This is a genomic window from Lachnospira intestinalis, from assembly GCF_040095895.1.
GTDB lineage: Bacteria > Bacillota > Clostridia > Lachnospirales > Lachnospiraceae > Lachnospira > Lachnospira intestinalis.
On sequence record NZ_JBBMFS010000001.1, the window covers coordinates 326465 to 346829 of the forward strand.

The following is a 20365-nucleotide window of genomic DNA, read 5'->3' on the forward strand; positions in this document are numbered from 1 at the left end:
CGTATGATGACATATTTTCCTCCTCAATTGCAATGGATTACAGAAAAACTGCCGCATCGGGAAAATCCGAATGCGGCAATTTACCTGATTACCTATAATAATACTTCAAAATATATTATTTGGCAAGCAGTTCCATAATTTTGTTGCTTCTTGCGATGAAGTTTGTCATCTGCTCCGGTGTCAGCGGTGCGTGGCTCAGTAATGCTAAGTCGTAGAGCTGTTCACAGAAAACAGGAGTGTTCTCACCGTCTTTATGGTCAACGATATATTTAACCAGATCATTGTTGGCATTTAATACGAGTGTCTGTCCGTTTGCACCGAACATAGACGGATCCATGCCGTACATATTGTACATCTTCATCATATCCTGCATACGTCTGTCCTGTTCGGAGAGCGTAATCATGGAAGAAATAGAAGCGTTTTTGAGCTTTTCGACCTTGATATTTAACTTATCGTTGTTTAAAGCCTTCTTAAAGACATCGGAAAGTGTTTCTGTAAGCTCTTTTAATTCGTCTTCGCTTGTTTCTTCCTTAAAGCTGTCAGAAAGGTCTGCATCTATACGCTGGAATTTTAAGTTTTCGTTCTTGCCCTCCAAGTGTGTAACAAACGGCTGGTCAATATTGTGTGTCAGGATAACAGCGTCAATGCCTTCTTCCTTAAACATATTGATATACTGGCTCTGTTCGGTTTCATCTGTAACGTAGAAGACTGTATTTTCGTGGTGTTCCTTGTTTTCGTCCAGACATTCCTGAAGTGTAAGGTACTTGCCGTCTAAGTTCTTGAAAATGATGAAATCCTTCATCTTTTCATAGAATTTTTCGTCCTTTAAGCAGCCGAATTTAATAAATGGGTTGATGTCATCCCAGTATTTTTCGTAATTTTCCTTGTCGGTCTTATACATGCCGGACAGCTTATCGCCGACCTTCTTTGTAATGTATTCTGAAATCTTTTTAACAAAACCGTCATTCTGTAAGGCACTTCTGGATACATTTAATGGCAGGTCAGGGCAGTCAATAACACCCTTTAACAGCAGTAAGAATTCAGGAATGACCTCTTTGATATTATCGGCAACGAATACCTGATTGTTGTACAGCTTAATAGTACCTTCGATGCTTTCATACTCCGTATTGATTTTCGGGAAGTAGAGGATACCTTTTAAGTTAAACGGGTAATCCATATTCAGATGAATCCAGAACAGCGGTTCCTTGTAATCCTTAAATACAGTGCGGTAAAATTCCTTGTATTCCTCATCGGTACATTCGTTTGGATGCTTTGTCCAAAGCGGATGAATATCGTTTAATGCAACAGGGCGTTTTACGATTTTTGCCATTTTCTTTGCGGGAACTTTTTCAACGGTTTCTTTTGTACCGTCTTCTTTTTCCACTTCTTCGGTAACGGCATCTTTGATAAAGGTATCAAGCACCTTATCTTTTTCTGTTACTTCTTCTTCCGGGATTTCCTCGGTCTGCTCGCCGGCATCTTCATTTTCAAGGAAAATCGGAATTGGCATAAATGAGCAGTACTTTTCGATGACTTCGCGTGCCTTGTATTCGTTTGCAAATTCATAGCTGTCTTCGTTCAGATATAAAGTGATAGCAGTACCCGGTTCTTCCTTAGTGGTATCCTGCATATCATATTCCGTGCCGCCGTCACATTCCCAGTGAACAGCAGAAGCGCCGTCCTTGAAAGAAAGCGTATCAATCGTTACCTTGTCGGCAACCATGAAAGCAGAGTAGAAGCCAAGACCGAAGTGACCGATGATCTGGTCTTCGTTGGTCTTATCCTTGTATTTTTCAAGAAATGCTTCTGCGCCGGAAAAAGCGATCTGATTGATATATTCGTTGACTTCTTCCTTTGTCATACCGATACCGTTATCAATAATCTGAATTGTCTTCTTTTCAGGGCTTACCTTGACCTGAATCTTATATTCAATATCGTCCGGTGCTTCATATTCGCCGATTAAATCCAGCTTCTTTAATTTAGTAATGGCATCACAGCCGTTTGAAATTAATTCTCTGTAAAAAATATCGTGGTCGGAATACATCCATTTTTTAATGATTGGGAAAATATTCTGACTGTTAATTGATAAATTACCATGTTCATTTGCCATTGTATCATTACCTCTTTTCATTTCATTCATAAAATAATCTGTTAAGATGTAATTTAATACAAGCAAAATGGAAAGTCAAGAAGAAATTAGCACTCATTCATTTTGAGTGCTAATAAGAATAGTGGAAGCCCGCAAAATCAGTGCATTTGCGCTAATTCTAAAAAAATCATGAACTGGCGGGTTCAGACTTCTTCAAAGTCCATGCCATGGGAAAATAAAAAGTCCTTTGCAAAGGCATCAAAGCTGTGTTCAAGGGTTTTATCAAGTGAAAAAACTTTGATAGACGTGCCGGTAACGACGGAAACGGCACCGTCCTGATATTTGATATTTAAAAACAGTCCGTTAATGTCATCGGGTGTCAGTGCAGTCTGATTGTCGGACAGCAGCTTTGTAACCTGTTCCGGCGGGAGCAGAAAGACCATTTTCATATAGGAAGGGACCTTACTGCCTTTGATGAGCCGGAAGCAGAATGGCTTGACAGAAGACCATCGCGAATAGGACTTTTCGGGAAGTTCATTCCATTCTTCTTCGGAAAAGAAATCTTTGTTGAGTTCACCGCTGATGGTATAGGAATTGGCTGTTTTTATCACGGCTTCGGATAAAAACAGCCCGTCAAATGCTTCTTTAATAAGAAGCTGTGACATAAAATTTTTCGTATCTTTTATAGTAAGTGAGAGCATAATTCCTCCGTTTTTGATATTGTATTTTAACTATTATAAAACAATTTTTTCAATGAAGTCAACGATTTTAAAAAGAATCACGGACAGGATACACAAAATGACGATAGACATTGCGACCCAGTCCATTTTAAAAACCTGGCTGCCGTAAATAATTAAGTAGCCAAGTCCGGCTTTGGCAGCGAGAAATTCACCGATAATCACACCCACAAGCGACAGACCGATGTTGACCTTCATGTTGCTGATAATTGTCTTTAATGAAGCGGGCAGGACGACTTTGGTTAAAATGTTTTTTCTTGAGCCGCCCAAAGTCTGAATCAGCAGGATTTTGTCGGAATCGGTTTCTGTAAAGCTGGTGTAAATATTTAAAATTGTTCCGAATACGCCGACGGAAATGGCGGTGACAATAATGGCTTTGGCATTATTGCCGAGCCACACGATAATCATAGGCGCAAGGGCAGATTTTGGAAGGCTGTTCAGCAGCACAAGATACGGTTCTAATACGGCAGATATCGTTTTGCTGCTCCAGAGTAAAATGGCAGTGCCGACACCGAGCAGTACAATTAGTGCAAAACTGATACCGGTTTCGGCTACGGTAACGGCAGTGTGGTAAAAAATACTGCCGTCAGAAATCATTGCAAACAGGGTTTTTATAATGCGGGACGGACTGCTGAAAATAAAATCATCAATCCAGCCTGCGTATGCAGCCACTTCCCAAAGTGTGATAAAACCGGCAAAAAGCAGAATCCTTGCCAAAGTAATTTTGTATTTTAACCGTTTCATTTGTTTAAGATAATGCATTTGAATGGCAGACATTATGACAACTCCTTCCAGATTTGATGAAAATAAGCAGAAAATTCAGGGGCAGTCCGTGAGGAAAACGGTGTGCGCTTATCCACGGAGAGGTGAATGTCAAAAACATTTTTGATACCGGCAGGACGGCTGGATAAAACAATCACCTGTTCACCCATGGCAATCGCTTCGGAAATGTCATGCGTGACTAAAAGTGCCGTTTTTTCCTGTTCCTTGATAATGCGGAAAATATCGTCGCTTACTTCCAGTCTTGTCTGATAATCCAATGCGGAAAACGGTTCGTCTAAAAGCAGAATGTCCGGTTCTAAAACAAGGGTGCGGATCAGTGCCGCCCGCTGGCGCATGCCGCCGGAAAGCTCAGAAGGATGGGCATTTTTAAAGGAAGCAAGTCCGTAGTCATGCATCATATCGGCGGCAAGTCTTTTTTTCTGTTCCGTACACTGGTGGGTTACTTCAAGACCAAGCAGAATATTTTTATAAATGGTACGCCACTCTAAAAGAGTATCGTGCTGGAGCATATAGCCAATCCGGGCAGCGGCAGGCATTGCATCACTTTTATAAAAGCGGATACAGCCCTTTTCGGGTGCGATTAATCCGGCAATTAAGGAAAGCAGTGTGGATTTTCCGCAGCCGGAAGGACCGGCAATCGAGGTGAAGCTGCCGGGCCGGACAGAAAAAGAAACATCTTTTAATGCAGGTGTTTCCCCGGAGGGCGTATGGTATGAATAAGATACATGGTCAAGGGTTAAAACTGGATTCATAAAGCAGCCTCCAATCCTTTTGATATATTTTATGGTAAAATAGGGCATACGGTGTCAAATGCAATTGCAAATCGCGCAAAGAATAGATATACTATATAAGGAAAATCATATTTACGATAGAACGCATAAAATAAAGAGAAATATGAGGGATAAAATATGCAGCATTTGGAACACATTTTAGAATGTATTCATGATAAACACATTTTTATACAGACACATAACTTCCCGGACCCCGATGCGATTGCAAGTGCATACGGGTTAAAGGTACTGCTTGAAAAAAAGGGAATTGGGACAACGATTTGTTATAAAGGAAGAATTGACGATACGATTACGGCAAAGATGGCACAGCTGCTTGCAATTGACATTGTTGAGCAGGAGGAAATTACGGATATGTCCGCAGAATCCGAGATTATTCTGGTGGATTCCCAAAAGGGCAACGCGAATGTCATAGATATGCAGGGCAACGAAATTCTCTGCATTGACCATCATCCGACCTATGAAAATCAGGATTATCGTTATTCGGATATCCGTGTGGAGGTTGGTGCGTGTGCATCTATTATCGCCGGATACTTTATGGAAAGTGGGATACCGGTTGATAAACGCACGGCTACGGCACTGTTATACGGAATAAAGGTGGATACTGCCAATATGACAAGAGGGGTGAGTCCGCTGGATCTGGAAATGTTTTACCGGCTCTTTCCGTTAGCGGAGCATGCACTTTTGCAAAAGCTGGATACGAGTGTCCTGCACATGAAGGATTTGCGCGCCTATGCCAATGCAATAGATACGATTGAAAATGTGAACCGTGTCTGCTTTGCCAATACCGGTGTAGACTGCCATGAGGCACTGACAGCATCCATTTCGGATTTTATATTGGCGCTGGATGAAGTCGATGTGGTTATTGTATCGTCTTACCGGGAGGATGGCATAAAGCTGTCAGTGAGAAGCAGTGCGCCGTGGTGCAATGCGGGTAAGCTTACTAATGAAGCATTAAAAGGCATTGGAAACGGCGGCGGGCATGAGCATATGGCAGGTGGATTTATTCCATTCGGGAATATACCACAGAACAGTGATGCCAATAGCAGCAGTACAGATATCAATCATGCCGTTTCAGTGGAAAATCAGCCGGTTGAACAAAGGGCTGAGGGACTTTTAAAAGAAATGAAGAAAAGATTTCTTCAAAAAATTGAAAATGGGTAAAATAAAAAAGCTTCCGATGGGACTCGAACCCACGACCCACGCATTACGAATGCGTTGCTCTACCAACTGAGCCACAGAAGCATTTACCTTGTTACTATAGTACAAAATGATTTTGCTGTCAAGCCTAATTCCCAAAAATCGCTATAAATAAATTTCGCTGTCCGTTACAAAATAAGAAATAAAAAAGCTGTAACACAGCGGAAACGAGGAATTATGGCGGAAAAACAGGAAAAAGAGGAGCAGAAGGATAAAAAAATAGAAAGCTATGGACAGGTACTTTTAGGAGAAGACGAACACAACGGTAAAATCCAGCTGATGACGATTATCGGCGAGATTGAAGGGCATGACGTCCTTCCGGCGGCGAGCAAAACGACAAAGTACGAGCATATTTTACCGCAGCTTGCATCAATTGAAGACAGTGCCAAAATCGGCGGTGTACTGTTTTTAATCAATACGGTTGGCGGGGACGTGAGTGCAGGACTGGCACTTGCGGAGATGATTGCATCTATGAAGACACCGAGCGTTTCACTGGTGCTTGGCGATTCACACAGTATCGGAGTGCCGCTTGCAGTCAGCACAGATTATTCCTTTATTGCGCCGACGGCAACGATGATTGTCCATCCGGTGCGCATGAACGGAACGATTATCGGTGCGCCGCAGACATTCGACTATTTTCAGCTGATTCAGGACAGAATTGTGCATTTTATAGCCGGACATTCACGTGTCGAAAAGGAAAAACTGGAACAGATGATGATAAATACCGGAATGCTTACCAAGGATTTAGGAACCATTCTGGTCGGGAAAGAAGCGGTCCGGCAGGGGTTGATTGACGAAGTCGGCGGAATCAGTGCGGCGCTTGAGAAATTAAGGTCGCTAATGGCTGATTGAGACTTTTTTAATTTTAATGCGAAAATTTAATGTAAAACGGAGAAAAGATGAAATGTAATTTGTGTCCGCGCAAATGTAATGCGGACAGGGAAAAACAGGAAGGAGTCTGCCGGATGCCGTGGGATATTTACGCGGCAAGGGCGGCTCTGCATATGTGGGAAGAACCGTGCATTTCGGGAGAAAACGGTTCAGGTGCCGTATTTTTTACGGGCTGTACCCTGCGGTGCGTATTCTGCCAGAATCACGAAATTGCCGCGGGAAAACGTGGACAGAAGATTGATGAATCGCATCTGGCGGAGATTTTTTTAAAATTGCAGCAGCAGAAAGCCAATAATATTAATCTGGTGACACCCACACAGTATGTTCTGCCAATTATTGCGGCAGTTAAAAAAGCAAAAGCGCAGGGATTAAAAATTCCCGTAGTGTACAATACAAGCGGTTATGAGCGCGTGGAAACGCTGAAAAATCTTGAAGGGATTGTGGATGTATATCTGCCGGATTTTAAATATACAGATACTACATATGCAAAACGCTATTCCAATGCACCCGATTATTTTGACGTAACCAAAGCGGCGCTTGCGGAAATGGTGCGCCAGCACCCGGCACCGCAGTTTACGGATAAGCAGGAAGCGGCGGTGCGCGGAATTGAAGAAGGAATCATGACAGGCGGCGTGATTGTGCGGCACCTGATGCTGCCGGGACTGTTAAAGGATACAAAAGCAGTAATACGGTATTTATATGAAACATATGGTGACAGTATTTATATCAGCATTATGAACCAGTATACACCGATGCCGTTTGTGGAAAATATCCCCGAATTAAACCGGAAAGTTACCCACAGGGAATACGACAAAGCCGTGGATTATGCGATTGGTTTAGGCGTGGTAAATGGCTTTATTCAGGAGGGCGGTACGGCAAAGGAAAGCTTTATCCCCGAATTTTCGGGTGAGGGTCTGGAATAAAAACAGAAGTCTTAAAAATTTATAAAAATGCTTGAAACTGCCGCAAAGATAGGGGATACTGTTAATTAAGAAGCTTTGTGGCAGAATAAGTGATGTGAGGATAAAGTATGCAGGATATGCAGTCAGAAAATGCAGTAATTGAATTAAACCGTGCACATTTGTGGCAGATTGCATTATTTTCATTAAATAATACGTCTACGAATCTGTATCTTGCCATGATGGGCTACGTGTCATATTATGCAAACGGAATTGCGGGGCTGTCTGTTGTGGTAATTTCTTTTATTCTGACCGGAATGAGAATCTTTGACGGTGTTACAGACCCGGTTATCGGTTATGTGATTGATAAAACCAACGGACGTTTCGGAAAGTTCCGTCCATTTATGATTTCAGGATATGTCCTGCTTGCGGGCAGTTCGCTGGTGCTGTTTTTTACGACTCATCTGGTGCCTGCGTTCTTTAGAATTCCGTATTTTATTGCCGTGTATTCTGTATACATTATCGGATATACGTTTCAGACGGCGGTTGTAAAGTCGGGGCAGTCTGTTATTACCAATGATGTGAAACAGCGCCCGATGATTACATTTTTTGATTCGACCTTTATTATGCTGGCACACGGACTGACGGCATTTTATGTGTCGGTCTACCTGATTCGCAAATACGGTAACTTTAACAGCCGTGCGCTTTTTGAGGAATTTGTGATTACCGTGGTTGTGCTTTCAGGTATCTGCACGGCACTGGCGGTTATTGGGATATGGGGCAAGGACAACAGCCGATATTTCCAGCTTGATAATGAAAAGAAAAATAATATTCATTTCCGCGACTACTGGCAGATTATGAAACACAACAAGCCAATCCGTATGCTGGTCATTGCAGCAGCCTCCAATAAATTTGCATCCATGGTATACAGTAACTCCACGGTGCTTGTCATGCTGTTTGGCATTTTAATGAACAATTACCCGCTGGCGGGCATTATCGGTGTTATTGTGGGAATCCCTAATTTAGGCATTATTTATCTGGGTATCCGTTATGCGAAAAAAGTGGGGCAGAAAAAAGCAATGGTGGTATCCACATGGTTTGCCATTGCATTTCAGGTGGTCATGATGTATATGATGTTATGCACCGATTTGACAAAGGTTTCACTGGTGCAAATTAACGGGATTACCATAGCATTTTTACTGGTATTTGCCCTGTTAAACGGCGTAAAATCCATTACCAATAATATTGTTGTGCCGATGATTGCGGACTGCACGGATTATGAATACACGCTCAGCGGACATTTTGTTCCGGGCATTATGGGTGCGTTATTTTCTTTTATTGATAAATCCTTCTCTGCGCTTGGAACAGGCTTTGTGGGCATTGCACTTTCCATGACAGGTTATGCAAAAGTATTTCCGCAGGTCGGCGATGCGCTGACACCGCAGTTAAAATATATGACCGTGTTCTTTTACTGTGTTATACCGATTCTTGGCTGGTTTGTCACAATTTTTATTATGCGGTTTTACCGGCTGGATAAAAAGGCGATGAGCATATTGTATACAAAAAAGGGGCAGAAAGAGTAGAAATGAGGAGAGCTATGAACATAAAAAAAGGAAATCCGCTGCAAAAGGGGAGTACAAAACAAAAAGACGGCTATAATTTTGCGATTGCATCGGCGGCGGAAATAATTGATCTGCTGTTGTATGCGCCAAAAGCGGACGAGCCGGAGTACCGGATTGAACTGACAGAAGCCTATAAGACGGGCGATGTCTTTTCGGTGCATATCAGTGGCATTTATCTGGACAGGTATCTGTATTGCTATGAGGCGGACGGGAAGAAAATCATTGATCCGTATGCAAAGACGATTACAGGCTGTGAAGTTTTTGGCAAAGATGAAAACAAGCAGCATTTAAGCCGGGTATGTCTTTCAAAATATGACTGGGAAGACGATACGGCACCGGAAATACCGTATCATGACAGCGTTTTTTATAAATGCAGTGTCCGCGGACTGACCGCTTCAAAAACGTCAAAGGTGCGCCATAAGGGAACATTTTCGGGCGTGGTGGAAAAACTGCCGTATTTAAAGGAACTGGGCATTACAGCGGTGCTTTTTATGCCGCTGTATGAATTTGACGAAATCGGAAAGTTTCCGCAGCTTTATGACAACGGATACGGAAAATATGCATCCGGTCCGATAGCGGGCAGAATCAATTACTGGGGATATACCAAAGGATTTTATTTTGCGCCGAAGGCTTCGTTTGCGTGGACGGGACGAAAGAAAGCAGACTATACGGCAGAGATGAAGGACATGGTAAAAGCATTTCACAAAGAGGGCATGGAAGTTCTTATGGAAATGCATTTTCAGGACGAGCCGGTCGATTTTATTTTAGACTGCCTGCACTACTGGGTGACGGAATACCACATTGACGGAATACATCTGTTTGCCGGTGAGGCGGCGTTAAATGCAGCGGCAAGGGATGCATTGTTAGCAAAGACAAAGCTGATTACGGTATTCTGGAACGGTGAAAAAAAGCATTATAAAAACATGGCAAATTACAATGCCGGATTTATGAACGTGGCACGTAAATTTTTAAAGGGCGATGAAAACCAGCTTGGCGATTTTGTTAATGTCAGCCGCTATAATCCGGTGCAGAGTGCCAATATTAATTATATTACAAGCCATGACGGATTTACGCTGTTTGATCTGGTCAGCTACGACAGAAAGCACAACGAGGCAAACGGCGAAGGCAATGCGGACGGTGAAAATTTTAACAATAGCTGGAACTGCGGAACGGAAGGACCTTCAAAGAAAAAAAAGATACAGCATCTGCGCCTTAGGCAGATGAAAAATGCACTGATGCTGGTGCTGTTATCGCAAGGCACACCGTTACTGCTTGCAGGCGATGAGTGCTGTAATTCACAGGCGGGCAATAACAATCCGTACTGCGTGGACAGCGAACTTTCGTGGGTCAGCTGGAACAGCCGCGGCATGGCGGCGGAAATGACAGCATTTGCAAAAGAACTGATTGCATTCAGAAAACAGTACAAGATTCTGCATATGCCAAAGCAGCTTTTATCCTATGACAGCTTATCGTGTGGGTATCCCGATATTTCCTGCCACGGCAGCAGTGCATGGTATAATACCATGGAAAGCTACAACCGTCATATTGGCATGATGTATTACGGCAGGTATGCATATATTGAGGATTTATGCCAGCAGGGAAATGCAGACGCGGATACATTTCTTTATATTGCATACAATATGCACTGGGAAGAACACGAACTGGCACTGCCAATCGGATATAACGAATGTGACTGGCAGGTGGCACTCTGCTCCGGTGATAAAGGAAGTGCTGTGCTTGGAAAAGATGGAAAAACCGTACATGTAAAGCCGCGCTGTATCGCTGTTTTAACAGGGTTGAGGAAAAAGAAAGAAAATAACAAGAAAACAAATCGAAAAACAGGTGAAGAAAATGGACATTCATAATTTAGAACAGATTAAACAGGAATTTTCCGGCTTTCAGCAGGAGTTTGAAACCGGAAATAAGGAAAAGGCACTGGAAAAACTGCTGGAGCTTTTAGATGCGCTGGAAGAAGCGGATACTTCAAGAAGGGCGGCGCAGATTGATAAAGACGGAAATGTTACACTGTCATCGGAAATCCCGGCAGGAAAACCGGCGGCAGAAAAATCAGCAGAAGACGGAACAGGCGAAAGTCAGCCGCTTTATATGAGCTTAAATCACGTCATGGAGTATTATATTTTTGCGTATTACTTCCAGCCGGCTACAGAGGTGCGCTGTACCGACATACCGTATGGGGAATATTACCGCACATACGGACAGCTTGCACTTTCCATGCAGAAGTACAATGGGGCAAAAAAGGCATATGAGCGTGCGATTGCGTGGAATCCGGTCGATTTAGACGCCTATCTGGGACTGGCAGAGGTGTATAAGTATCAGAATCAGCGGGAAAAATATCTGACGGTTACAAAGCAGGCATACCGTTACTGCTGTACACGCGCAACCATGGCACGCTACTACCGCAATATGGCATTTTATTATCTGTCCGGTTATGAGCCGGAAACGGCGCGTGCATGCTACCAGTACAGCAACGTGTATTACCACACGGAAAATGCGGACAGCGAGTTAAAGTATATTTCCGAGGCAATTCAGCAGGAAACACCACAGACAGATATCCGTGCGATTCAGAAGCTTTTTGACGAAAAACAGATTGAGCCGGGACCGGATTCCCAGACGATTGGCATTGTATATAAGGTCGGTGAAATTTTATTAAAGGACGGCGATTATAAGTTAGCAAAGGACTGCTATTCGATTGTCTATGATATTACGCAGGACGCAGCCGCAGAAAAAATGCTGAATGAACTGGAAGCTGCGATTTCAGGGTCAGAAGAGTAAATTAACAGAATTTTTTTGGGCAAAAAGAACATGAAGTAAGGGAGAAAATGATGAGTAAAATTGACAGTATTCTATTTGATTTGGACGGAACGCTCTGGAGTTCTGCAAAAGCCATCAGTGAAGCATGGGGACTGGTATTACAGAAGCATGAAGATATCGAAAAAAAAGAGGTAACAGAAGAAGAACTCTACAGCTGTATGGGACTTCCGATGTATGACATTGCGGCAAAGCTTTTTCCGTCGCTTTCAGAAGATGTCCGCAATCAATTAATGGACGAGCTGTGTGAATTTGAAAATGGTTATCTTGAAAAACGCGGCGGCGTTTTATTTAACGGACTGGAAGAAACACTGGCACAGTTACAAAAAAAATATAAGCTTTATATTGTAAGCAATTGTCAGGACGGATATATCGAAGCATTTATCAAAGCACATCATATGGAAAAGTATTTTGAAGATACAGAGTGCTGGGGAAGAACCCGCCTGTCAAAGGGTGAGAGTAATAAGATACTGATAGCGCGTAATCATCTTAAAAATCCAATTTATGTCGGTGATACCGCGGGGGATTACCAGTCTGCCGTTGATGCGGGAATTCCGTTTGTTTATGCGGCATACGGCTTCGGTGAGGTACAGGATTGTGCTTATGAAATCCAGAGTATCCGGGAACTGCCGGAGGTGCTGGAACGGGTGCAGTAAAGGACAAAAAAGATTTTTTTACAGCTGTTTTATGTGCTTAGAAAGGAGATGACACTACTTGAAAGATATATTTGATATATCAAAATTTGATTCATATAAAGAAGATAACCGTCGAGAAGTTAAGAAAGCAAATGGCGGATTACCAGTGTCATTGTGGGACACATATTCTGCGTTTGCGAATTGCTATGGCGGTGTCATTATTCTCGGTGTTGCAGAGAATAATGATGGAACATGGAGAACGACAGGACTGAGTGTGGCAGATAAAGGAAAGTTTATAAAGCAGTTTTGGGATATTATCAATAATCGAAAGAAAGTAAATGTTAATATTTTACTCCCTTTTCGGAATTGTGTACCCACTGAAAACGAGCCTATAAACATGCATTCACAATGCATAAAAACACGTTCTGGCTATTTCCCACACATTGAAATATACACTTAGATAACGTATAATACGAAATATATTTTGGGGAGGATTATGATCATGAAAAAGAAATTATGCAGTATTGTTTGTCTTTGCTACTTTGTTTCAATTATGTTATGTGCATGTGGAAGAAAAGAACAGGGGAATCCTATTAGATTGCCAGCCAGAGAGGATATTGTATCGATTGGTGTCTCTGACGGTGACAAATATGCTATATCACCTAACACAGAAGGTGAAGCTACGGAGTTTATTGATGAATTTTTATCTATGCTAATGGATATGGAAACAACCAGTCAGCAATCAATCAATGATGCACCGGTCAACAAAGATTCTATTACGATCAATATAAATTGTGATGGGGCGGCAGGAACTACTCTTTTTTACTATGTAGATAAAGGAATCGAATATGTAGAACAGCCATATCAAGGAATTTATAAACCAACGCCTGCTTTAGGTAATTGTATAACTGAAATGCTTGCTTCGGCAGATAATAGACCGCTAATGGTAACATTTCAGGCATCGGTAATTGAAACGAATCATGATTCAATAATAGTAAAACCGGTAGATGGTTCTTTGGAACTTGATTCAGCAGATAAGTTTTATATATCAAACGAAGAGAACCTTGAATTACAAATTGGAGATTTCGTAGAAATTAGCTATAACGGAGAAATAATGGAATCATATCCTGCACAATTAGGAGAGGTTTATAAAATTACCGTGATAGAACAGACAGAAGCAAATGCCATGTGGGATAGAATACCGATGGTAAGAATAGATGGTAAATTATACTACGATACAGGGAGAGAAAGCATCATGGATGCACGTTGTGGCACTATGGATGGAGAAATAACATCAACTGTCGATGGAACTGAAATACCAACAGAAGATAATCAGCGAAGAAAACAAGCGAAGAAAAACGAGCAATCATATTGCGAAGATATATGAATATCTTACACAATATGGTGAAGGTAAAACAAATGATATTGCTGCATATATTGGTTTAAGTGCTTCACGCACAAGGGCAATTCTGTCGGAACTGGACAATATTGAGATTATAGGTACCAACACGAATAGAAAGTATAAAATTAAAAAATAGCTAAATTCTTGAAAAAGAATTGACAGATGTGATAAATAGTGCTAGAATATCACCAATTTAACAAATTAAAGAATTAAAGTCGATGAACAAAATAGTACTTTCAGAAGGTACACTACAGAGAGCCGGTGGCGGTGAGAACCGGTGTGGAGAGCTGGAACGAATGGGTTTGGGAGATGCATTGGTGAACATTTTATGGTTAAGTAAGTAGCTGATGACGTGACCTCACGTTACAGGGGCAGGGTATTGCACAGGCAGTATCAGGAATGAGTCAGATAACAGGTGGCATATCCGGTTTCGGGTATGCTTTTTTTTATTTTATCGGAAATGACAGCATTTCTATAATATAAAAATAAAAGCCAGACTATCCGTGACTTTTATTTTCCTATATTTGTAACAGGGAAAATGAAAACACATAATCTGGTATCTGAGAAAACAGGGTGGCACCACGATAATTCGTCCCTTATGCAGTGATAATAGCTGCATAAGGGATTTTTTTTATGGAGGAATGGCGATGAAAAGACGGTTAAAAGCATATAAAAAGACAGTCAGCATCGTAGATGAATCTACGATAGCACTGTATGAAAGCCTTGGCAGAGAAAAGAAAGGCTTTCTTATGGAAAGTAATGACAAGGAAAACGGAAGATACACCTTTATGGGTGTTGAGCCGGAAGCACTGATTCAGTCAGACGGTGAATCTCTGGTAATTACAAAGGCAGACGGCACAAAGGAAGTGCGCAGGGGCAACCCGCTGGAGCGGTTAAAAGAATATTACAGTGAATTTGAAATTGTAAAAGAAGACGGTGAACTTGAATTTACAGGTGGACTGGTCGGCAGTCTGGGATATGATTTTATCCGCTATACCGAGGATTTACCGGACGACAATGAAGATGAAATCGGAATTGAAACCATTCAGCTTATGCTGGCTTCAAAGTTTCTGGCAATCGACCATGTAGCAGAAACCTTTACAGCGGTAATACTGGAAGAAGACAGCCCGGAAGGCAAGAAACGCGCAGAACAGGAAGCCAAAGAGCTGATTGCGCGGGCAAGAAAAAATCCAAAGGCGGCAGAGAAAAAACACGTCCATGATGGCATTATCGTGAAAAAATCCGATACCTGTGAGCAGTACAGCAGGAAAGTTGAAAAAATCAAACAGTACATCAAAGAAGGACACATTTTCCAGACGGTGCTTTCACAGCGCTGGACGATTCAGACCAAACAGGACGGTTTTGAACTGTATAAGGAACTGCGGGAATTAAATCCGTCACCGTATCTGTATTATTACAATTTCGGTGATTTTGAAATTATCGGAAGTTCGCCGGAAATGATTGTCAAGCAGACAGATAACAGAGTTTATACCTGTCCGATTGCAGGTACGAGAAAGCGCGGAAAGACACCGCAGGAAGATACGGCATTGGAACATGAACTGCTCGCAGATGAAAAAGAGCGTGCAGAACACGTTATGCTGGTCGACCTTGCAAGAAATGACATGGGAAGAATTGCACAAATCGGTTCGGTAAAGGTGTCCGAATTTATGAGAATCCAGCGGTATTCCCACGTTATGCACATCGTTTCACTGGTAGAGGGAAGAAAAAAAGGCGAGTATCATCCACTGGATTTGGTATCCTCATTTCTTCCGGCAGGCACCTTAAGCGGTGCACCGAAAATCAGGGCAATGGAAATTATTGACGAACTGGAAACGGTCAGACGCGGATTATACGGCGGCGCAACCGGTTATCTGGATTTTGGCGGCAACATGAATTTCTGCATTACAATCCGTACCATGATAAAAAAAGGTGAAAAAGTTTATTTACAGGCAGGTGCGGGAATTGTGGCGGATTCTGTTCCTGAAAATGAATATCAGGAGTGCTGTAATAAGGTCATGGCACTGGCAAAGACACTGGTCGAGGAGGAAAAGTTATGATGTTACTGATAGATAACTATGATTCGTTTACATATAACTTGTATCAGTTTATCGGTACATTTAACAATGATATAAAGGTCGTCAGAAACGATAAAATTACAATAGAAGAAATAGAAGACTTAAATCCTGAATCCATTGTGATTTCGCCGGGACCGAAAAGTCCAAAGGAGGCAGGTATCTGTCTGGAGACCATTCGCCATTTTGCGGGAAAGAAGCCGATGCTTGGAATTTGTCTGGGACATCAGTGTATCGGAGAAGCATTTGGCGCAACGGTTTCTTATGCAAAGAAAATCTGTCATGGAAAACAGTCGCTGATAGAACATGATACAGACGGTATTTTTGAAGGCATTAACGAACCAGTCAAAGTTGCACGCTATCATTCACTTGCAGTCATAGAGGATACCCTGCCGGACTGCTTACAGGTGACGGCAAGAACGCAGGACGGAGAAATCATGGCAATGAAGCACCGGGAATATCCGATTGTGGGATTGCAGTTTCATCCGGAATCCATTTATACAGAGCACGGAAAGAGAATGATAGAAAATTTTGTAAACAACATAGGAAATGGGCAAAAATGCCTGCGGAATGGGGATTAATATGATTCTTGATGTAATTGTTGAAGATAAGAAAAAACGGCTGGTTGAACATAAGGCGGCAGTCAGCGAAGAAGAAATGAAACAGAAAGCATTGCAGAGTACACGTGAAAGTGTGGGATTTGCAAAGGCATTAAAAAAAGACGGTCTTTCTGTTATCGGTGAGTTTAAAAAGGCATCGCCAAGCCACGGGGCAATGGATATCAAGGTGGATTTAAAGGAGCGGATTTTGCAGTATAACGATTCGGTTGATGCGATTTCCTGCCTGACCGAGGAAGACCATTTTTACGGTAGTACGGCGTATCTGGAACAAATCCGGAAAATGACAAATCTGCCGGTTATCCGCAAGGATTTTATTATTGAAGAATATCAGGTCTATGAAGCAAAGGTTATCGGCGCAGATGCGATTCTTTTAATTGCCGCGATTTTAGATGATGAAACCTTTAAACGACTGTATGACCTTGCTTACAGCCTTGGGCTGGACGTATTGTGTGAGGTTCATGACGAAGCAGAATTGCAGAGAATGCTGGCGTTAGATGTTGAAATCATCGGAATCAACAACCGCAATTTAAAGACCTTTGAAGTGACCATGGATACAACAAAGAAGCTGTCAGCCATGCTTCCGAAAGACTTCAAGGAACGCGGTAAAGTGCTGGTATCCGAAAGCGGTGTCAGCACGGACGGAGATATTTCAGCATTAAAACAGAGCCATGCAGATGCATTTTTAATTGGCACGGCACTTATGGAATCAGACAATCCGGGGGCGCTTACAAAGCACTGGAAGGAAGTTTATGCAAATGGGTAAGACAAAGGTAAAGGTCTGTGGGCTGACGCGGGAAGAAGAAGCAGAAATGCTTGCGGACTGCCGGGTGGAATTTGCGGGCATGGTATTGTTTTTTCCAAAAAGCAAACGCAATGTCACCTTACAGCAGGCAGAAAAAATCCTTGCGGCACTCAAAAAATACGGTGTATCAAAGAGCGTTGCCGTGACGGTGTCCCCGACAAAGGAACAGGTAGAACAGATTATGCGGCTGGGATTTGATTACATACAGATTCACGGAACATTGTCCGATGAGGTACACGATGTGCTGAGGATTCCGGTAATCCGTGCAGTCAACGTGGCAGGAGAAACGGCGGAAGATAAGGAAAGTATCCGGCGGCAGTTAGAAAGCGTTCTGGCAGATGAAAAAACGGCGGGCATATTATTTGACGGCAGTTCGCCGGGCGCAGGAAAAACATTTGACTGGAATTTGTTAAAAAATATACAAAAAACGGATAAGCTGCTGTTTCTGGCAGGTGGCTTAACACCTGAAAATGCCGCGCAGGCGGTAAAAACCGTAGCACCGGACGTTGTTGATGTCAGCTCCGGTGTGGAAAAAGACGTTTCGCCGTGTGCGGCATTTGCGGGAAAAGATGCAGAAAAAATCACAAAATTTGTAGAAAATGTAAGGTTATAAGACATGATTACCTGGAATCCTGAGTAATCATGCAGGCAGAAGGAGGATAAAATGAGTAACACATATTATGGAGAATTTGGCGGACAGTTTGTATCGGAATCACTGATGAACACACTGGCCGAACTGGAAAAAGCATTTGATGAGGCGATTAAAGACCCGAAATTTATTGCGGATTATAATTATTATTTAAAAGAGTATGTTGGCAGGGAAACACCGCTTTATTTTGCGGAGCGTCTTTCTGAAAAGTACGGCACAAAAATTTATTTAAAGAGAGAAGATTTAAATCATACCGGCGCGCATAAGATTAATAATGTCATCGGACAGATTCTTCTGGCAAAGCGCATGGGAAAGACAAAGGTTATCGCCGAAACCGGCGCAGGACAGCACGGTGTTGCAACAGCAACCGGCGCAGCTTTATTTAACATGGAATGTACCGTATATATGGGTGCGGAAGATATTGAAAGACAGCGCTTAAATGTATTCCGTATGGAGATGCTCGGTGCAAAGGTATGCCCGGTTACAACCGGAAGTTCAACTTTAAAAGATGCAACCAATGAAGCTATCCGTACATGGGCAGAGCGTGCAGAGGATACATTCTATATTATCGGTTCAGCCGTAGGACCGCATCCGTATCCGAAGATGGTAAAAGAATTCCAGAAGATTATCAGTGTAGAAGCTAAAAAGCAGATTCTTGAAAAAGAAGGCAGACTGCCGGATGTGGTAACAGCCTGTGTCGGCGGCGGTTCTAATTCAATTGGTATGTTTGCCGATTTCATTGATGAACCGTCTGTACGTCTTGTCGGTGTGGAAGCAGGTGGATTAGGTGTTGAAACCGGAAAGCACGCAAGTGCAATGGCACTGGGCAAGGTCGGTGTGTTACACGGCATGAAGACTTATCTGTTACAGGATGATAACGGTAATATTGAACTGGCTCATTCTATTTCTGCCGGACTGGATTATCCGGGTGTCGGACCGGAACACGCTTATCTGCGTGATACAGGCAGGGCAGAATATGTGTCTGTGACGGATACGGAAGCAATGGAAGCACTGCTGGAGCTTTGTAAGCTTGAAGGAATTATTCCGGCAATTGAAAGCGCACACGCACTTGCTTATACTTTTAAGATGGCAAAGAATATGAAAAAAGATGACATCATTGTAGTCTGCCTGTCAGGCCGTGGTGATAAAGATGTCCATACAGTAGAAAAGTATTTAAACGGAGAGGAGACTAACAAATAATGAATCGCATTGAAAAAAGATTAGAAGAATTAAAGCAGGAAAATAAAAAAGCATTTATTACATATACAACGGCAGGACTGCCGGATTTACAGACCACGGCAAAACTGATTTTTGCACAGGAAGAAGCTGGTGCGGATATTTTAGAAATCGGCGTGCCGTTTTCAGACCCGGTAGCAGACGGCCCGGTGATTCAGAATGCCTCATATCAGGCAATCCAGAAGGGCGCAACGCTTACAAAGATTTTTGATATGGTCGAGGGTGTCCGCAAGGAAAAATGTGAGGTTCCAATTGTGTTCATGATGTATTATAATACAGTATATCATTATGGACTGGAAGCATTTGTGACACGCTGTATCGAGTGTGGTGTTGATGGCTTGATTATCCCGGATTTACCTTTTGAAGAACAGGGCGAATTAAAGGCAGTACTTGCAAAGAATGAAGCTTCACCGATTCTGATTCAGCTGGTTTCACCGGTTTCAAAGCAGCGTGTGCCAATGCTTCTTGAAAATGCAAGGGGCTTTGTATACTGCGTATCCCAGATGGGTGTTACCGGCAAAGGTGCCAATTTCCATAAGGATATCCGGGAATATCTGGCAGCAGTGAAAAAGGAAAGTGCAATTCCGGTGATGGTCGGTTTCGGAATCCGCACGGCAAAGGATATTGAACCGTTTGAAGATATTGTGGACGGTGCAATCGTTGGCTCTAACCTGCTGCGGATTTTAGAAGAAAGCAATTATTCCGTGGATGCAGTCAAAGAATATGTATCCGGATTTAAAAAGGAATTAAATGAAAACAAATAAGCGGGGTGAACAGCAGTGGTACCGGTTCTTGCCAAAAATGCAGTGCGGATAAAATGTAATTTCCAGAATGCAGGCATGACGGGAAATTATGAATGTGCTTATGCGCTGGGAATTTTAAATGCCCAGCTGGGCCTTCCCGAAATAACAGAATATGAAGATATTGCCGCATTAAAAGAACAGCTTTTGGAAAAAGCCGCAGATTATAAAACGGAAGAGGCAGGCTTAAAGCAGATGGTGCATCTTTTAAAAGAATATGAAGCAGCGCCTGTGGCAGACGAACAGATGCGGGAACTTTTTACTATGGGATTTCATGATAAGAATTTATAAATTTTAGCTGATTTATTATG

General features: G+C 42.5%; 21 protein-coding genes, 1 tRNA gene and 1 other annotated feature. Of the genes, 17 read left to right on the plus strand and 5 right to left on the minus strand.

Annotation, left to right across the window (positions count from 1 at the left end; genetic code table 11):
* Positions 1 to 115: 115 nt before the first annotated feature.
* The 4 genes from htpG to WMO37_RS01620 all read right to left on the minus strand — a co-directional run bounded on the left by htpG (position 116) and on the right by WMO37_RS01620 (position 4361).
* A complete protein-coding gene (gene htpG, locus WMO37_RS01605; RefSeq protein WP_022433241.1) occupies positions 116 to 2110 on the minus strand; it encodes a molecular chaperone HtpG in 1995 nt (664 codons plus the stop codon).
* 182 nt (positions 2111 to 2292) lie between these two features.
* A complete protein-coding gene (locus WMO37_RS01610; RefSeq protein ID WP_022433242.1) occupies positions 2293 to 2790 on the minus strand; it encodes a DUF5721 family protein in 498 nt (165 codons plus the stop codon).
* 33 nt (positions 2791 to 2823) lie between these two features.
* On the minus strand, positions 2824 to 3603 hold the full coding sequence (locus WMO37_RS01615; RefSeq protein WP_349154150.1) for an ABC transporter permease: 780 nt from the start codon (positions 3601 to 3603) through the stop codon (positions 2824 to 2826).
* On the minus strand, positions 3603 to 4361 hold the full coding sequence (locus WMO37_RS01620; protein ID WP_227089612.1) for an ABC transporter ATP-binding protein: 759 nt from the start codon (positions 4359 to 4361) through the stop codon (positions 3603 to 3605). Before WMO37_RS01620 ends, WMO37_RS01615 begins: the two co-directional genes overlap by 1 nt.
* 156 nt (positions 4362 to 4517) lie before the next feature.
* On the opposite strand from WMO37_RS01620, the gene WMO37_RS01625 reads away from it, so the two are divergent.
* Positions 4518 to 5561, plus strand: coding sequence for a DHH family phosphoesterase (locus WMO37_RS01625; protein ID WP_349154151.1), 1044 nt, complete (start codon positions 4518 to 4520; stop codon positions 5559 to 5561).
* Positions 5562 to 5569: 8 nt separating this feature from the next.
* On the opposite strand, the gene WMO37_RS01630 is transcribed toward WMO37_RS01625, so the two are convergent.
* Positions 5570 to 5642, minus strand: a tRNA-Thr gene (locus WMO37_RS01630).
* 132 nt (positions 5643 to 5774) lie between these two features.
* Between WMO37_RS01630 and WMO37_RS01635 the strand changes: the two genes are divergently transcribed.
* The 16 genes from WMO37_RS01635 (at position 5775) to WMO37_RS01705 (ending at position 20345) form a co-directional block, all read left to right on the plus strand.
* Positions 5775 to 6449 carry a ClpP family protease gene (locus WMO37_RS01635; protein ID WP_022433246.1) on the plus strand — a complete coding sequence of 225 codons (675 nt, stop codon included), beginning with the start codon at positions 5775 to 5777 and terminating at the stop codon, positions 6447 to 6449.
* Positions 6450 to 6496: 47 nt separating this feature from the next.
* Entirely contained in the window at positions 6497 to 7411 is a 915-nt protein-coding gene (locus tag WMO37_RS01640; protein WP_349154152.1) for a radical SAM protein, read from the plus strand.
* 107 nt (positions 7412 to 7518) lie between these two features.
* Positions 7519 to 8970: an MFS transporter gene (locus WMO37_RS01645; protein WP_349154153.1), complete on the plus strand. Its 1452-nt coding sequence runs from the start codon at positions 7519 to 7521 to the stop codon at positions 8968 to 8970.
* Positions 8971 to 8984: 14 nt separating this feature from the next.
* Entirely contained in the window at positions 8985 to 10874 is a 1890-nt protein-coding gene (locus tag WMO37_RS01650) for an alpha-amylase family glycosyl hydrolase (protein WP_349154154.1), read from the plus strand.
* Positions 10861 to 11802 carry a tetratricopeptide repeat protein gene (locus tag WMO37_RS01655; RefSeq protein WP_349154155.1) on the plus strand — a complete coding sequence of 314 codons (942 nt, stop codon included), beginning with the start codon at positions 10861 to 10863 and terminating at the stop codon, positions 11800 to 11802. The genes WMO37_RS01650 and WMO37_RS01655 overlap by 14 nt, the downstream gene beginning before the upstream one ends.
* Before the next feature lie 50 nt (positions 11803 to 11852).
* Positions 11853 to 12494 carry an HAD family hydrolase gene (locus tag WMO37_RS01660; protein ID WP_349154156.1) on the plus strand — a complete coding sequence of 214 codons (642 nt, stop codon included), beginning with the start codon at positions 11853 to 11855 and terminating at the stop codon, positions 12492 to 12494.
* Between the two features lie 58 nt (positions 12495 to 12552).
* Positions 12553 to 12933 (plus strand): AlbA family DNA-binding domain-containing protein, encoded by a 381-nt coding sequence (locus WMO37_RS01665; protein WP_349154157.1) that lies wholly within the window; start codon positions 12553 to 12555, stop codon positions 12931 to 12933.
* Between the two features lie 42 nt (positions 12934 to 12975).
* Positions 12976 to 13860 (plus strand): DUF5301 domain-containing protein, encoded by an 885-nt coding sequence (locus tag WMO37_RS01670; RefSeq protein ID WP_349154158.1) that lies wholly within the window; start codon positions 12976 to 12978, stop codon positions 13858 to 13860.
* Positions 13778 to 14011, plus strand: a complete 234-nt coding sequence (locus WMO37_RS14880) for a FaeA/PapI family transcriptional regulator (protein WP_369426199.1) — start codon at positions 13778 to 13780, stop codon at positions 14009 to 14011. The genes WMO37_RS01670 and WMO37_RS14880 overlap by 83 nt, the downstream gene beginning before the upstream one ends.
* A 73-nt stretch (positions 14012 to 14084) precedes the next feature.
* Positions 14085 to 14475 (plus strand) — a binding site (T-box leader).
* 47 nt (positions 14476 to 14522) lie between these two features.
* Positions 14523 to 15932: an anthranilate synthase component I gene (trpE, locus tag WMO37_RS01675; protein WP_349154159.1), complete on the plus strand. Its 1410-nt coding sequence runs from the start codon at positions 14523 to 14525 to the stop codon at positions 15930 to 15932.
* Positions 15929 to 16528, plus strand: a complete 600-nt coding sequence (locus WMO37_RS01680; protein ID WP_349154160.1) for an anthranilate synthase component II — start codon at positions 15929 to 15931, stop codon at positions 16526 to 16528. Before trpE ends, WMO37_RS01680 begins: the two co-directional genes overlap by 4 nt.
* A 1-nt stretch (position 16529) precedes the next feature.
* Positions 16530 to 17330 carry an indole-3-glycerol phosphate synthase TrpC gene (gene trpC / locus WMO37_RS01685; RefSeq protein WP_349154161.1) on the plus strand — a complete coding sequence of 267 codons (801 nt, stop codon included), beginning with the start codon at positions 16530 to 16532 and terminating at the stop codon, positions 17328 to 17330.
* Entirely contained in the window at positions 17323 to 17982 is a 660-nt protein-coding gene (locus WMO37_RS01690) for a phosphoribosylanthranilate isomerase (protein WP_349154162.1), read from the plus strand. The genes trpC and WMO37_RS01690 overlap by 8 nt, the downstream gene beginning before the upstream one ends.
* Positions 17983 to 18033: 51 nt before the next feature.
* The gene (gene trpB, locus WMO37_RS01695) at positions 18034 to 19218 is read left to right on the plus strand and encodes a tryptophan synthase subunit beta (protein ID WP_022433257.1); all 1185 of its coding nucleotides are present in this window, start codon (positions 18034 to 18036) and stop codon (positions 19216 to 19218) included.
* Positions 19218 to 20018, plus strand: coding sequence for a tryptophan synthase subunit alpha (gene trpA, locus WMO37_RS01700; protein WP_349154163.1), 801 nt, complete (start codon positions 19218 to 19220; stop codon positions 20016 to 20018). Before trpB ends, trpA begins: the two co-directional genes overlap by 1 nt.
* A gap of 15 nt (positions 20019 to 20033) precedes the next feature.
* Positions 20034 to 20345, plus strand: coding sequence for a DUF3837 domain-containing protein (locus WMO37_RS01705; protein ID WP_022433259.1), 312 nt, complete (start codon positions 20034 to 20036; stop codon positions 20343 to 20345).
* Positions 20346 to 20365 lie beyond the last annotated feature (20 nt).

What these genes read in the sequence shown, in the direction of transcription:
- htpG (WP_022433241.1), bottom strand. Translation starts at nt 2,110, where the DNA reads ATGGCAAATGAACATGGTAATTTATCAATTAACAGTCAGAATATTTTC.
- WMO37_RS01610 (WP_022433242.1), bottom strand. Translation starts at nt 2,790, where the DNA reads ATGCTCTCACTTACTATAAAAGATACGAAAAATTTTATGTCACAGCTT.
- WMO37_RS01615 (WP_349154150.1), bottom strand. Translation starts at nt 3,603, where the DNA reads ATGTCTGCCATTCAAATGCATTATCTTAAACAAATGAAACGGTTAAAA.
- WMO37_RS01620 (WP_227089612.1), bottom strand. Translation starts at nt 4,361, where the DNA reads ATGAATCCAGTTTTAACCCTTGACCATGTATCTTATTCATACCATACG.
- WMO37_RS01625 (WP_349154151.1), top strand. Translation starts at nt 4,518, where the DNA reads ATGCAGCATTTGGAACACATTTTAGAATGTATTCATGATAAACACATT.
- WMO37_RS01635 (WP_022433246.1), top strand. Translation starts at nt 5,775, where the DNA reads ATGGCGGAAAAACAGGAAAAAGAGGAGCAGAAGGATAAAAAAATAGAA.
- WMO37_RS01640 (WP_349154152.1), top strand. Translation starts at nt 6,497, where the DNA reads ATGAAATGTAATTTGTGTCCGCGCAAATGTAATGCGGACAGGGAAAAA.
- WMO37_RS01645 (WP_349154153.1), top strand. Translation starts at nt 7,519, where the DNA reads ATGCAGGATATGCAGTCAGAAAATGCAGTAATTGAATTAAACCGTGCA.
- WMO37_RS01650 (WP_349154154.1), top strand. Translation starts at nt 8,985, where the DNA reads ATGAACATAAAAAAAGGAAATCCGCTGCAAAAGGGGAGTACAAAACAA.
- WMO37_RS01655 (WP_349154155.1), top strand. Translation starts at nt 10,861, where the DNA reads ATGGACATTCATAATTTAGAACAGATTAAACAGGAATTTTCCGGCTTT.
- WMO37_RS01660 (WP_349154156.1), top strand. Translation starts at nt 11,853, where the DNA reads ATGAGTAAAATTGACAGTATTCTATTTGATTTGGACGGAACGCTCTGG.
- WMO37_RS01670 (WP_349154158.1), top strand. Translation starts at nt 12,976, where the DNA reads ATGAAAAAGAAATTATGCAGTATTGTTTGTCTTTGCTACTTTGTTTCA.
- WMO37_RS14880 (WP_369426199.1), top strand. Translation starts at nt 13,778, where the DNA reads ATGGAACTGAAATACCAACAGAAGATAATCAGCGAAGAAAACAAGCGA.
- trpE (WP_349154159.1), top strand. Translation starts at nt 14,523, where the DNA reads ATGAAAAGACGGTTAAAAGCATATAAAAAGACAGTCAGCATCGTAGAT.
- WMO37_RS01680 (WP_349154160.1), top strand. Translation starts at nt 15,929, where the DNA reads ATGATGTTACTGATAGATAACTATGATTCGTTTACATATAACTTGTAT.
- trpC (WP_349154161.1), top strand. Translation starts at nt 16,530, where the DNA reads ATGATTCTTGATGTAATTGTTGAAGATAAGAAAAAACGGCTGGTTGAA.
- WMO37_RS01690 (WP_349154162.1), top strand. Translation starts at nt 17,323, where the DNA reads ATGGGTAAGACAAAGGTAAAGGTCTGTGGGCTGACGCGGGAAGAAGAA.
- trpB (WP_022433257.1), top strand. Translation starts at nt 18,034, where the DNA reads ATGAGTAACACATATTATGGAGAATTTGGCGGACAGTTTGTATCGGAA.
- trpA (WP_349154163.1), top strand. Translation starts at nt 19,218, where the DNA reads ATGAATCGCATTGAAAAAAGATTAGAAGAATTAAAGCAGGAAAATAAA.